Genomic DNA, 13,850 nt, shown 5'->3' on the forward strand with positions numbered 1-13,850 from the left:
CCTCATAAAACTCATAGAAAAACTCATAGAAAAACTCATAGAAAAACTCATATCTAACGCACCTCTCAGGGAGCAGGTCAATTTTGTCAGAACACTTGAACTACAAACCCTTGAACTACAGTGTTTTCGGGGCTTCAGTAGCAGTCGTTTTTAATAGTACTTTTGTACTATTACGTTGACCTACTCCCAAAACTCATAAAAAAGCTCATAGAAAAACTCATAAAACTCATAAAAAAACTCATATCTAACGCACCTCTCAGGGAGCAGGTCAATTTTGTCAGAACACTTGAACTACAAACCCTTGAACTACAGTGTTTTCGGGGCTTCAGTAGCAGTCGTTTTTAATAGTACTTTTGTACTATTACGTTGACCTACTCCCAAAACTCATAAAAAAGCTCATAGAAAAACTCATAAAACTCATAAAAAAACTCATATCTAACGCACCTCTCAGGGAGCAGGTCAATTTTGTCAGAACACTTGAACTACAAACCCTTGAACTACAGTGTTTTCGGGGCTTCAGTAGCAGTCGTTTTTAATAGTACTTTTGTACTATTACGTTGACCTACTCCCAAAACTCATAAAAAAGCTCATAGAAAAACTCATAAAACTCATAAAAAAACTCATATCTTACGAAAAACTCAGGGAGCATGTCACTTATGCTCCTTAATCAGGGGGGGACTGGTTACTATGAGAAGCGGTATAAATCAGTAAGTGTAGGGGGATGCGTACGCACATGGGGGGCGTTGTGCGATTGGCCTACGGCCACGCTACGCGAACGCGGTCTTGAGATGGCCCAAGGGGAATTTGTCACCTTTGTCGATAGTGACAGTGTTTTACTACCAGATGCCCTAGAGAAACAAGTCGCAGTCGTTTAGACCTAGTAGGGGGCTTCAATAGGGAATTAAATCAAGACGCTGCGATGGTAGAAATAATATTAAATCTAGTATTTTTGAGAGGAAGCCGAGCCCTGTGGTTGCCAGAAGCAACTTCTTAAGCTTTCGCTCATTTAAAAAACCTTATTATTAAATCAGTAAAAAAAACTGAAACTATTTTGCCTATTGCCTATTGCCTATTGCCTTCCCCTCCTGGGAGGGGTTAGGGGTGGGTCTAGCATGCCTATTGCCTATTGCCTTGCTGTTATGCATTAAAAATGCACAACAGCAACCCTTTTTTCAGTTGCTTCCTTGGGGAGAATTCCAGTAGCAAAGGCTAACTTACTTCACTGCTGATAATTTTCTCCAGACTCAACAACTTATTATTCGCAAATCACTGGAAAACTGTAATTTTCGCCGAAATCACTATCGACACACCCAGAGCCGGTACCAGTGAACCAGATCTGGATCTCACCACTACCGTAATAGCACTCAGGAGTAATAAACGATCCAAACTTGACGAAATCCACTGCAGGGGGGTCAAGGGATACAAGTTCGAATTTTTGAATATCACCGCTGTTATCAGACATGACGTAGCCTGTTACCTCAGTTGAAGGGCCAAATTTAGGACAGCTACGATTATCAGAAGACACCCTTAGGGAGTCATAATAGACATGAACTTCGTGGTCCGGAGAAAATATCGGACCACTTTGTGATTCTATCCATTGTCCGGTCGGGGCGATTGAAAACTGGAGTCCAGGATGAAATTCAACTTCAGCAGCCGCCTGTGCGGAAGGTACCGTAAAAGAAGGCATCCAAGTCAGAGCTATGGCAATAACTAATGCCAATAGCGCATTGCGTAGTTTTTGCATAATTAATTTTTTTTCCTTATCGTAATGATTGGGTTAACAAGTAATTAACCGAAAGGTTAAACACCCTCGTAACTATTTTTTTTCTGCACCCCTACAGAAGTTACTTCCCCAGCTTTTTGCTGCTAGGGGCTTAAGCAACCTCCGATATATTAGATTAAAGGAAAAACACTTGTCAAGAGGAAAGAAAAGAAATGTCTGGCGGGTGGAGAGTGTGGGAATTTTATCTGGAATTTTTGTCAGCAGCAAAAGGGGGTTTCACCCACTGGGGCTTTGCATAAAGACAGTGAAATGTACCCGATAGGGAGTGGGAAAAACCTTAAATAATGCTTAACATTTAAGAATTATGAATTAAGAATTATGAATTAAGAATTATGAATTAATTCTCATACCCATACTTAATCAAGATAGGTTTAAAACATTCATTAAGCTGATCAATCGTGGCAGGTTGCAACTTTTCTTTATAATCCCCTGGGGTGACTTTACGGATGTGTGATGCCGGATTTTCTTTAGTTGGAAAAATATCGTGCTTCTTAGCTATTTCCTCTATTTTAGTCTCTTCAAGCTCTACTTCTAAAAAATCGATAATATCCGCAACCCACTGACGCTTATTGAAAACGATATCTTCATACCTAAACAGTTTGAATAACTGGTCTTCAATCTTGCTGTACCTTTGAATTATTTTGCGAAATATCGGTGCTTGTTGAATCGCATACTGGTCTATATCCATCTCTTGTAGTCGCTGGCGATTTTTTGAAAGGGTATCACCTATCTTACCTGGGGGAATAACATGACTGTTCTTCATGGAGAAATAATGGGATACTACAATATCCCTAGGATCCCGGATTAGTAAGATTTTTTTAAAGCCACTCAAATCGAAATCATTAAGATAGGCTGGGAGATATCGAGAGCCGTAAAAGCCATATCCGGTTTTAACAAAAAGGTCACATATCTCCTTACCAAAGGCACTTTCTTCTACTCCTTGATTAAAGGAAGTCTTGGCAACACTAATCAGTGGTATCTTTAGGTTAAAACCAATATCTTCAATAATTTTGTCCTGCATCACACTCCCTGATTTGTGCAGCGCGAAGACGAAGAAACTAGGAAGATCACCAGGGGGAGGTACCTCAAGATAAACTTTCTGATTGTCTCGTGTATATATAATTTTTTCCATTGGTTCAAAGCGACTAGATAGCAGTTCTCAAAACCGATTTGAGAACTGCTATAAATATTTTTATTCCTAGAGATAGTTTTATTCTATTACTCGATTATGCCATTAGCCTTCAGCTGCTCCAATGGTCACCGATTTCACTAATAGGCTAGCTAATCTCGAATCAATAGATGATAACTTACCCACCCCTGGTGATTCGATCGATAGCACAAATGGAGCGTTTAAGGTTAGGCGGCCAGAGGGAATAATTCCTTCAAACACCCAAGATTTATCGGATTGTTCCTGAACCTCTCCATCAATAGCGTTGCCATTTACCTTAACTACCATATCGCTAATAAACCGTTTCTCAACCGCCATCATTCCTGAAACTCGCACTTGCAGCGGCTTGATAGTATTAATACCGTCAATAATCACACTACCTACCTTCTCCATCCAGCGAACTGGTGTGCCATGTAATGTCTCAGGTGATAACCAACCGATACCATTGAGATGGTCATCCATGAGGATGGATAATTGATTGCGTTCCCGCAACGGTTCCCAATCGAGTTGCTCTGTAAATGTAATTGTCTCAATCAGTACCCCTAAATGACGATTGGACTGATCAATATGATAGGTCTCGGTCTTCAGGGAAAATAAATTGAAGCCTTCAAGTAACGAAATCGGTAGGGTAAATACATTAACTTGATCGATCCCAGAGTGATGCACTGCTACCCGCAATAGTACCTTACCCTGTTGCAAAACTTCAAGGAACTGACCCTCGGACACGTTACGGCAGGCAATGACTAGCTGACCTTTCCTGGGATTATCGGCAATGATGGCAAACTCTCCCTCTGGCCACAGTAACCACTGGCTGGGACGAAAAAGACCAATTTCTGGTATTGGTTCTTCTAATGCTCCAAAACCCTGACGGGTATAACCTTGAATACCAACCCCAGAGATAATACTACTGTTGTTTTTGGGAATGCCGCTTTTAATCCCTAGGGGTTGAGTAAGTTTGGGAGAGTCTACTAAAAATTTACTTGCCCTGGGAATTTGGAGCTTATCGACCCAACCCCCTTGGTCTAAGGCCACCATAAAACTGTGATAGCTCGACTGCAAGGAGAAGTGGTTGGCAATATACATAGCTGCAGTTTTCCCCAACAGGTCTAATTTGTGGGGGTCATAGTATAATTCTTTGATTACCTTAGCTAAGGCTTCTGGGGTTTTTTTAGTGACTACTCGTCCTGACACTCGATTCAAGATGGCTTCTTTGACACCACCTACTCCATAGCCAATGGCTGGTGTACCACAGGCTGCTGCTTCTATAAAGGTTTGACCAAATGCTTCTTGAAGGGATGGCCCAATAAATACATCGGCAGCGCTGTAGTAAGATGCTAGTATAAAGGGGTTCTCGATATATCCTGTACTCCAAATATCAAGGTTTTCTGCGATCGCAGAGCCATGACCAAAACTAACCAGTAGGATATTATCGAGATTAGCAATGTCTAGGGCTTTGAGTAGATACTTAACCCCTTTGCGCTGATCGTTTACAGATTGACTACCAGTGAGTATAATAAATTTATCGTGAGGTAAATTTAGCTGACTCCGACATTCTGACTGGTCTAAGGGTCGGAAGATGTCTAAATCGATGCCATAGTAAATTCTCTGAAATTTGCGGTCCCGTAGCGGTTCCAACGGAACATCCCTTAGCGGTTCCTGAGGAACATCCCATTCTTGGAAATTCCGTCGAGACTGGTGATAGTCAAAGGCATAACGAGCCCAATTAGTGGTCCAGTGACTATCCCCTAGGACTAACAAGTTTTTATAGCTCCCTAAAAGCCGATGTTTTTTACGGAAAGCATCGGCTATTTTTTCTGATGCTAAGCTCGGGTACTCATGGCTAGTGGGACATTCGTGATCACATAGGGTGGTGTAATTTTCACAATCCCCTACATAAGCACAGCGTCCGGTAAGTAACCACTGGTCGTGCATCACGAAGATGGTGGGGAAATGACTGGTAAGTATTTCCAAAATATCCAAGGGATTGGTCATATTATGGATATTGCCCACTAGGACTAAATCCGGATTGAGACTAGCAATTAATTGATAGACCTCTGACCCTGTGCAGTCTACGGGAGTTAATGACCAGTCTAATGTGCCAGCAACGGGAATTACTTGATGCCCTGCTAAGGCTAAGGATTTGGCAATTCGTTGGTGAGCAATCCCAGCCCCTCCGAGAAATCCGGTATCGTTGAAGCACACAATGCGCAGGCTGTGGCGTTGCCCAGGCTCTTCTGTTGCCTTAGACTTAGGACAGTTAAATTTAGTCCGCAGTGCCTCTGATACTGATAGTAATTCCGGCTCATACTTATCTTTAGTGCTAGTCTTTTGGTTTTCATGGATACGGTATTGAGCTACGGGATAACCAATTACCTGTAAGGTGGCTCCCTTGGCAGCAAATCGCGCCCACAACTCGTAATCCATACTGTAGAAGAGGGCTTCATCTACTGATGCACCACACTTTTCCCAAATGGTGCGGGTAAACATGACTTCTGGCTGATAGAAGAATTTCCCTGTTAGCCAATTCCTTTTCACATCTAAGATTTGCTCAAGGGACATCAGTCCATTAGCACAAGATGTCAAGTGTTGCTCTAGGGCTACGCCATCCTTAAACAGTTGACAGACACCGGCTACCACATCAGCACCACTAGTGTAAAACCCTAGCGCTACTCTATATAAGGCTCCTGGCGCTAATCGGTCATCACTATTAAGCCAAGTCAAGATTTCTCCAGATGCGATCGCAAATCCTTTGTTCAAGGCTTCACTTTGGCCACTATCGGGTTCACTAACTACATAGGTAAGGTGGTCTCGATATTGATTAACAATGGTCATGGTTTCATCAGTAGAGCCCCCATCAATCAGGATGTGTTCGACATGGGGATAGTGCTGATGAATCACTGATAATATAGTTTCTTCGATAAACTCACCTTGATTCAGCGAAGGGGTAACAATCGATATCTTTGGCCAGGGGCTGCCATCGGGGAGAGTTTGGGGGGGATGAAAGGGTTGAAGGAAAACGTGGGGCCACTTAGAGCTATCGTCTTTTGTCAATCGCTCTGAATTGATTGGTTCAAAGAGCCATCTAGAGTTATCGTCTTTTGTCCTAAGTTCTAAATTATTAAGCTCTGAATTACTATAGTCTGAATTACTATATCCTTTTCGTTCTAAGGCTTCCCCTAAATTCTGGTAGACGGAAACATGAAGACTGGGGTCAATATCAATCGCTTGTTCGTAACAGCTAATGGCTTCATCCCACTCGCCAATTCTGGCTAAGGCTTCACCGAGATGACTATAGGCTTTAGCAAAATTCGAGTCAAGTTCGATAGCGTTACGATAGGCTGCGATCGCATCAAGCCACTGTCCAGTTTTTGCTAAGGCTTGTCCCAAGTTGTAATAAGACCAGGGCCAATCGGATTTCACCTCAATCCCATGGCGATAGGCAATAATTGCTTCATCCCACTGCTCCAAGGCTTGTAGAGCATCACCTAAATTTTGATAAGACCAGGGGAAATCTGGCTTGAGTTCAATGGCTTGTCGGAATACATCGGCTGCGTCTTGCCACCGTTCTAACTTAAGCAAGGCATCGCCCATGTTGTTATAAGACCAGGAAAATTCTGGCTGTATCTCAATGGCTCGACGGTAAGCTGTTACTGCTTCTTGCCACCGTTGCTGCTTAACTAAGGTATCTGCCAAATTATGATGGGCTTGTGCAAGACTCGGTTGCAGTTGAGTGGCTTTGAGATAACAAGGGTAAGCTTGCTCCCATGCTTCTTGCTCTGTGAACAGGTTTCCTAAATAGAAATAAGCTTTAGCATCTTGGGGATTGTTTTGAACTGCTTGCTGATAAAGGGTTAGCAGCTCTTGCTCTTGTCCTTGTTTTTTTAGTAAATCCCCTAGTCGATGGTAAGCTTCAGACAAATTAGGTTTCAATTCCATTGCCTGACGATAACAGGATATCCCTTGGGCTAATTTCCCTTGGGCAGTTAAGGTATTACCGAGATTGAAGTGTTCTTCAGCCGATACCGTATTCGGTTCCAATGTCAGAGCTTGATACCAATAATCCGCTGCTGCCTCGGATTGATTGGTTTGAGTTAGAACTTTTGCTAAGTTACGGTAAGCTCCAGCAAAGCTGGGATTAATTGCGATCGCTTTTTGATAACATGCGATCGCATCTTGCCACTGCTGCCGCTGAGCATAAGCACTGCCTAAATTTGTCTGGATTTTAGCTGAATCTGGATTTTGTTGAGCTGCTTTGATAAACGACTCAAGGCTTTGATCTCGGTCTAGATTAGACTGGGACGCTCTAGAGTTAGGAAGTTGCAGGAAATGATTGCCGCCGCAGAGTTGTGGTGTGCGATCGCGGATTCTGTCTAATGGCTCTCGGTCTAATGGCTCTGGCTTTAATGGCTCTGGCTTTAATTGTTCTGGGTCTAATCGTTCTGGAGCAGTAGGGATAGGCTTTACCGTTTCATTGCTGGGATTAACGGTGATTTGAGATGGGCTAGGCACGATGGCAACAGTTGATGCTTTTATCGCCCCTCCTCTGTAACGTAATGGTGGATTGATTGACACCTGCTGCTGCTTCTGGTTGTCTACCAATTGAGGCACAATAGCCTGTTTCAGGGCATCAGAGCGGTTAGCTTGATTGTGGGTGTAACCATTGATCTGACTAGTTAACTGACCAGTTAACTGACCATTGATCTGACTAGTTAACTGAGAAGCTGTTAACTGAGAACCAGTCCGATAATATTGGAGTAATTTACGATAGCAAGCATTGGCCTCTTGCCATTTCCCCTGGCGATTCAAGGCTTCTGCCAGGTTTTGGTAAGCTACCACCGACTGGGGATTCCGCTCAATTACCTGGCGGTAACAAGCGATCGCTTCTGTTACCAGACCTTCCTTAAACAACTGATTTCCTAGATTAAGGAAGTCCTCTGGTTTAGATTTATCCAACTCTAGCATCAGCTGATGATAACAGCATTTAAGGACTTCCTGTTGGTTCCCCACCTGAGTCCATACTTTAGCTAAGTTGCGATAAGCCCCAGCCAAATCGGGTTTTAGCTTAATCGCCTTTTGATAATAAGCGATCGCATTTTCCCACTTCTGCTGACCAGCATACAAGCTACCGAGATTAGCATAAACTTCTGCAAAATCCGGCTCAATTTCCAAAGCTTGGCCATAGTAACCCATAGCTTCAGTAGTCTGACCCATGAACTGTAGCGCATTTCCCCAAATCTTGTAAGCCTGGGCTGTATCTGGGGCAATTTTAATGGCTCGCTCACAGGCAGCGATCGCCTGTTGCCATTGTCTTTGCTTCAAGTAAGTCTGCGCCTGTTGTAGATAAACCGTAACTGCTTCCAAAAGACCTCCTGACTGATATTGTTTACAGTGGCGCTCACTAGAGCTAGGAACAGATTGACCTATAGATGATTGTTTTGATTGTGAGTGATCCAACTCGATGGTTTCTAGTCCAGCCAATTTAATGGCTTTGCGATAGTAAGCAGTAGCTTGATCGAATTGACCTTGTTGCTTCAACGTTGCTCCTAGACGTTGGTAACCCAAACTCGATTTAGGATCTAGTTTAATTGCCTGGTGATACTGGGTCACTGCTTGATTTAGTTGACCTTTTGCCCACAGGTAATCCCCATGATTTATACATGATTCCGCTGTTTTATGTTCTCCTGCTAGGGGGATAGTTCCTAGATTATTATCTTGATTATTATCTTGATTATTATCTTGATTATTGTTTTGTTCTCTAGATGCTTCTGATGTCGATAACCAGTTAACTAACGCAACAGGGGGGAGATGATCATTATTCCCATGCCAATGGGGATAATGGAGTCGATGGGGAGTGAGCAAGGTATCTTCTGCCATTGAGGGCAGCAGATGATGTTTGGGGGATGGCGAACTAATCAGAAAGTATCGTTTGAGTCGATGGAACATTTCCAAAGGCAACAGAGAACAACTGATCTCGGAGTAGGGAGTAGGGAGTAGGGAGTAGGGAGTAGGGAGTAGGGAGCGGTGCGACCCGTGGCGAATTTAATTCGCCTACGGAAAGCGCACCGAGGGAATCGGGAATCGGGAACAGTAGTCAAGATATAAAAATTAGATATCGCTAGGAATTATATCTAATTTTTATTAAAAAATGGTTTAATCAGTTATAGATCACTCGATTTTGTTAAGGACATTATTAGCAAACGAAATAATTAGCATATCAGTCGATATTATCTCACGGGGTGACAACAAAGCTCAAACCTAGATAGGTTTTAGGTTTTAGGTTTTAGGTATTGGGTAAAATGAGCGCATCGGTGTCATTTATATTTCCCAGCAATTGAAGCAATTTTAACCAGACTTCGTCAATGATAGTTTTAATCAATCCATCCCCCTTGACAATTTTACCTAACACCTAACCCCATTAACCTAACCCCTGTAATATTTTCAATTAGCTTGTCACCCCCTGAGCGATATTATAGCTGTTATTGGTTTAACAATTAAGCACCGGTTTACCGAATTTTCACACAACTTTTACAGACGCTTCATACTATTTTTTTCAAAAGAGTTACTTTATAAACAATCTCTGATACTTAAGTAAGCCATGAGAAAAATAGTGGTTGGGGTCATGGGGCCTGGTGACAAGGCCACTACTACTGACATTAATCGTGCTTATCGTCTCGGTCAACTCATTGCTGATAATGGCTGGGTACTGCTGACCGGTGGCAGAAATGTGGGAGTGATGGATGCGGCCAGTCGGGGAGCCAAAATGGTTGGTGGGTTAACTATTGGTATTTTACCCAGCAACGACACGGAAATACGCGGGAGCGTGGTAGCCCCGCGATTTTAATCCGGGGAGGAGACGAAACCGTAAGAGTAGTGGAGCCTTTATGGTTAGTCGGCTATGGGTAAAAGGGTTAAATCTTGTAAATAAGGCTCCACTACTCTTACGGTAACTTCAAAGAAACGCGACACGGCAGGTGAGGGATTGCTCACCTGCCGTGATGTGGATCGTTGATGTAAGCCATTATTTTTGATGTACTAACAGATCCTGTCGTGTCGTAAAAATAAGACCTAGGCCACAAACTAGGTAATCTAAGCAAATGAGGAAACTCTTGCCTCAGGATTCTCGACGATCGACCTTTAAAGGCTTTGGCTATTTCATGAATGGCTACATCACTAGAATGCTCTACCAGTACATGTACGTGATCTGGGGCAATTTCAAGTGCTTTAAGGAACCAACCTTTTTCTACTGCTACATCATTCAGTATTTGAGATAGGCGATTTTTAACTTTACCAACCAGTACGGGTTTACGTCTTTTCGGAATCCAAACCATGTGAACATGCGCTAATCCTACAGCATGAGAGGTTCTTCTATATTTATCAGAAGTCTTAATCATTTATTTATGTCGATAATGGCAAGTTATCAACATCATAGCCTATAATAGTGGTATGAGTAAAAAACCATCTTACTGGGGTTGCCAGCAAGTAAGATTGTCACCTGACAAAGACTTGTTGGCAGTGATTGAGTACATATGCAGAGAGTCAAACAATATTTACAACTGCTCTGTTTATTATGCAAGGCAAATATGGTTCAAGACTCGTCGAATTGTGAACAGGTCTGAATTGTGTAAAGAAATGAAACGTAACAAGCATTTTTCTGCTATGTACGTAAGCGCTTCTCAACAAGTTTGTAATGGAGTAGCTGAATCTTTTAAATCTTTTCAGAAACTAGACAAGCTATACAAAGCTGGAAAATTAAATGACAAGCCTAATCCTCCTAAGTACAGAAGATCAGGAGGAATGTTTACCGTCTCATACCCGAAAAGATGGCTAAAGTTGGTTGATAACAAACTTCGGTTTCCGTTAGGTAGGCAGGTCAAAGCATGGTTTGGACTATCCGAATTTTATGTCGAGTTTCCTTCTAACCTTGACTGGGAAAGCATAAAAGAGGTTCGGATATTACCAAGAAACGGACAGTTTTATGTCGAGTTTATTTACAAAATAGAATCAAAAGATGTCAATGTAGATTCCATTAAACTATTGGGCATTGACCATGGAATTGATAACTGGTTGACATGCGTTGACACCTTAGGTAATGGGTTTATAATTGATGGCAAGCACATTAAAAGCCTGAATCAGTGGTACAACAAGCGTGTGTCATCCCTCAAGGAAGGGTATGGGAAAGATTACTGGACAAAACAACTAGCAAATAGATCAGAAAAGCGAAACCGTCAAATGCGTGACGGAGTCAATAAAGCTGCTAGATTAGTCATCGATCACTGTCTTAAAAACGAAATTGGAACTGTCGTCTTTGGATGGAACAAAGGACAAAAAAATGGCCTCAATATAGGAAAAAGGAATAATCAAAAATTTATCCAAATCCCTACGGCCAGGTTGAAGAATCGAATTTCTAAAATGTGTGATCTCTACGGAATCACCTTTGTTGAGACAGAAGAAAGCTATACAAGCAAAGCAAGTTCACTAGACAATGACAGTCTTCCCATATTCGGTGAAAAACCCGCATGCTGGAAGCCTTCAGGAAAAAGGGTGAAGCGAGGATTGTATAGGACTGCATCGAATTTATATGTCAATGCAGACTGTAATGGTGCGTTAAATATCATCAGAAAAGTAGCGGGAACTATCGGCTCTGACCTGATAGAACTCAGTAGGGGCGCTTTGACTACGCCTGTAAGAGTTCGGTTGTGGACTCTTAACGAATCCCCGTCTTTTTAAAGCGGGGAGAGTCAATAGAGCCATGTCTGATGCGGTCGATATTGCCATCGTTACGGATATGGGCAATGCTCGCAATACGATTAATGTACTCTCTAGTGATGTGGTAATTGCCTGTGGAATGGGCATAGGAACAGCATCAGAAATTGCTCTGGCTCTCAAAAGTTGGAAAAAAGTAGTTTTGTTGAGTGACCATCGAGAGAGTCAACAGTTTTTCTGTAGTCTGTCCCAGGAGAATGTATTTTTGGCAACAAATCCAGATGCTGCTATTGAGTTAGTTAAAACTATTTTAAGTCAGGGTAAAAATTAGATTTGTTTCAGACTTAGGCTAGATGACAAAAAACTGACAACGAAAATTAGGAATATTCAATTAGTATTTTTTTCAAAATCAAGCACTATTTTCATAGAAATCACGGAAGTAAAACTTATAGTTCAGTTCTATATTGGTTGAAATAAGTCCCTTGGCTATCGCTAAATCATTTTCCTATATAAGGGAAAACTAAAGAAAGAAGTGTAACGGTTTCGGACAATGCTCAAATTTAAATCTCTAGGCTTATCCATTCTTGCCGCATCAGTTGTTTTACAAACTCAAGCACTTGCCTCTGTGCCCGAGTTTGTAGTAAAGGATTTTACTGACTTTTATTTTTGGCAGGTTAATCCAGAAATGTCAAACAATAGTCTTAAGTCTGACCAAACACAGTACAACCAAGAGTGGTTAGCTATTAAAGAAACTTTGAAAAACAGGATTGTCTGGAGGAAATTACCTAGGTGTGATGGTTATACTGATCATGAAAACCATGCTGATGATCTCAACTATAGTTATTTCGTCAATGATAACCAGGAAACAATTACAGCATTAATAGCTGCGGTGTTCTATGCTCGTCACCCTGAGTTAAAGGGGCGTAAGATTAGACCAAATGAAACCCAGCTAATTCGAGAGTGGAACTTGATCAAGCAGAGTGTTTCATCCTATAGTTGGTGCTAGTTAGCTTGGTATGTCAAGCAGACAATAATTTACACAACACCTTTAAGTATTATTGTCTCAGTGCAATAGTTTGCTGGGGAATCATACCTGATTTTCCAGCAGGAATAAAAATGCGTTACCGTAGCCGCTCCAAAAAAGCATGGCACTGGAACTAATGGACAAAAAGTCCTGAAGACCCCCTATAGGAAAGGAAGACTAAAGAAATAAGTGTAACAATTTCGGACAATGCTCAAACTTAAATCTCTAGCCTTATCCATTATTTCCGCCTCCGTTGTTTTACATAGTCAAGCACTTGCGTGTGTTCCCGAGTCTGTACTAGACCGGTTTACTAACTTTTATTTTTGGCAGGCTAATCCAGAAATGTCAAACAAGAGTATCAAGTCTTACCAAACACAGTACAAACAAGAGTGGTTGGCTATTAAAGAGGTTTTGAAAGAGAGGATTGTCTGGACGGAAATACCTAGCTGTTATGCTGATGATGTAACCTATGATTATGACTTGAAGGATTACGGGGAAACAATTACAGCATTAATCGATGCTGTATTCTATGCTAGTCACCCTGAGTTAAAGGGGCGTAAGTTAAGGCCAAGTGAAACCCACTTAATTCGAGAGTGGAACGCGATAAAACAGAGTTTTTTTTATGATCCGTGCTAGTCAGCTTGGTATCCCAAGTACACAATAATTGACACAACACTTTTAATTATTAAAGCTGATTATAGCCTAATGAGGTACAGAAAATTTTTCCCTGTTTCCAGATCCGCTGTTCCCTAAAGGCGTTGCTTAATAATGGAATAAATTGAAGAGTGTTGTGGAATAGGCATCTTGCCTGTTCCTTTTTAGTGTTGCTTAATAATGGAATAAATTGAAAAGCTTTGTAGAATAGGCATCTTGCCTGTTCCTATTTTGGCGAATAGGCGTCTTGCCTGTTCCTATTTTGGGGTTGCTTAATATTCAAAAATTCAGCAACCCCAAACATTTGTTACAAAAGTTTTTAAAATATGCTATAATATAATGTTTTTATGTTATAATAAAACCATGCCATGGACGCTAATATGTTCCATGACAAGAGCCAGCCAACAGATTATCCACAGTCCCAAGGCTGGCTCTAGATTCCCCATGAAAGGAGACAAGATTCATTATGACTTATTACCACCGCCTACACCCGTGGGCTGTTGTTCGGCTATTGCCGC

The 13,850-nt window shown here is 41.7% G+C and carries 9 protein-coding genes and 2 pseudogenes; 6 read left to right on the top strand and 5 right to left on the bottom strand.

The window, feature by feature from the left end:
- The first annotated feature begins 656 nt into the window (after positions 1-656).
- A complete protein-coding gene (locus AC4II3_RS25390; protein ID WP_488017431.1) occupies positions 657-875 on the top strand; it encodes a glycosyltransferase family A protein in 219 nt (72 codons plus the stop codon).
- Between the two features lie 380 nt (positions 876-1,255).
- Here AC4II3_RS25390 and AC4II3_RS25395 read toward each other — a convergent pair whose 3' ends face one another.
- The 4 genes from AC4II3_RS25395 to AC4II3_RS25410 all read right to left on the bottom strand — a co-directional run bounded on the left by AC4II3_RS25395 (position 1,256) and on the right by AC4II3_RS25410 (position 9,046).
- The gene (locus AC4II3_RS25395) at positions 1,256-1,744 is read right to left on the bottom strand and encodes a hypothetical protein (RefSeq protein ID WP_488029518.1); all 489 of its coding nucleotides are present in this window, start codon (positions 1,742-1,744) and stop codon (positions 1,256-1,258) included.
- A gap of 376 nt (positions 1,745-2,120) precedes the next feature.
- Positions 2,121-2,915: a sulfotransferase domain-containing protein gene (locus AC4II3_RS25400; protein ID WP_488017255.1), complete on the bottom strand. Its 795-nt coding sequence runs from the start codon at positions 2,913-2,915 to the stop codon at positions 2,121-2,123.
- Positions 2,916-3,017: 102 nt separating this feature from the next.
- Positions 3,018-8,894, bottom strand: a complete 5,877-nt coding sequence (locus AC4II3_RS25405; protein WP_490722921.1) for a tetratricopeptide repeat protein — start codon at positions 8,892-8,894, stop codon at positions 3,018-3,020.
- Positions 8,864-9,046 carry a hypothetical protein gene (locus AC4II3_RS25410; protein ID WP_488014058.1) on the bottom strand — a complete coding sequence of 61 codons (183 nt, stop codon included), beginning with the start codon at positions 9,044-9,046 and terminating at the stop codon, positions 8,864-8,866. Before AC4II3_RS25410 ends, AC4II3_RS25405 begins: the two co-directional genes overlap by 31 nt.
- A 500-nt stretch (positions 9,047-9,546) precedes the next feature.
- Here AC4II3_RS25410 and AC4II3_RS25415 point away from each other — a divergent pair.
- Positions 9,547-9,759: pseudogene (locus tag AC4II3_RS25415) on the top strand (SLOG cluster 4 domain-containing protein); the annotation flags it as partial.
- A gap of 175 nt (positions 9,760-9,934) precedes the next feature.
- Here the strand turns inward: AC4II3_RS25415 and tnpA are convergent.
- The gene (gene tnpA, locus AC4II3_RS25420; protein ID WP_488014056.1) at positions 9,935-10,342 is read right to left on the bottom strand and encodes an IS200/IS605 family transposase; all 408 of its coding nucleotides are present in this window, start codon (positions 10,340-10,342) and stop codon (positions 9,935-9,937) included.
- 52 nt (positions 10,343-10,394) lie between these two features.
- Here tnpA and AC4II3_RS25425 point away from each other — a divergent pair, with 52 nt between their 5' ends.
- From AC4II3_RS25425 to AC4II3_RS25440, 4 genes and pseudogenes are all read left to right on the top strand, one after another.
- Positions 10,395-11,678 (top strand): RNA-guided endonuclease InsQ/TnpB family protein, encoded by a 1,284-nt coding sequence (locus AC4II3_RS25425; RefSeq protein ID WP_488014054.1) that lies wholly within the window; start codon positions 10,395-10,397, stop codon positions 11,676-11,678.
- A gap of 16 nt (positions 11,679-11,694) precedes the next feature.
- Positions 11,695-11,985, top strand: a pseudogene (locus tag AC4II3_RS25430) (SLOG cluster 4 domain-containing protein); the annotation flags it as partial.
- A gap of 219 nt (positions 11,986-12,204) precedes the next feature.
- A complete protein-coding gene (locus AC4II3_RS25435; protein ID WP_488014052.1) occupies positions 12,205-12,660 on the top strand; it encodes a hypothetical protein in 456 nt (151 codons plus the stop codon).
- A gap of 225 nt (positions 12,661-12,885) precedes the next feature.
- A complete protein-coding gene (locus AC4II3_RS25440) occupies positions 12,886-13,314 on the top strand; it encodes a hypothetical protein (protein ID WP_488014050.1) in 429 nt (142 codons plus the stop codon).
- Positions 13,315-13,850: the final 536 nt, after the last annotated feature.

This window comes from Moorena sp. (assembly GCF_982860115.1).

Excerpts from the sequence above, each read along its gene's own strand:
- AC4II3_RS25405 (WP_490722921.1), bottom strand. The coding sequence starts at position 8,894 with ATGTTCCATCGACTCAAACGATACTTTCTGATTAGTTCGCCATCCCCC.
- AC4II3_RS25440 (WP_488014050.1), top strand. The coding sequence starts at position 12,886 with ATGCTCAAACTTAAATCTCTAGCCTTATCCATTATTTCCGCCTCCGTT.
- AC4II3_RS25395 (WP_488029518.1), bottom strand. The coding sequence starts at position 1,744 with ATGCAAAAACTACGCAATGCGCTATTGGCATTAGTTATTGCCATAGCT.
- AC4II3_RS25435 (WP_488014052.1), top strand. The coding sequence starts at position 12,205 with ATGCTCAAATTTAAATCTCTAGGCTTATCCATTCTTGCCGCATCAGTT.
- tnpA (WP_488014056.1), bottom strand. The coding sequence starts at position 10,342 with ATGATTAAGACTTCTGATAAATATAGAAGAACCTCTCATGCTGTAGGA.
- AC4II3_RS25400 (WP_488017255.1), bottom strand. The coding sequence starts at position 2,915 with ATGGAAAAAATTATATATACACGAGACAATCAGAAAGTTTATCTTGAG.
- AC4II3_RS25425 (WP_488014054.1), top strand. The coding sequence starts at position 10,395 with ATGAGTAAAAAACCATCTTACTGGGGTTGCCAGCAAGTAAGATTGTCA.
- AC4II3_RS25390 (WP_488017431.1), top strand. The coding sequence starts at position 657 with ATGCTCCTTAATCAGGGGGGGACTGGTTACTATGAGAAGCGGTATAAA.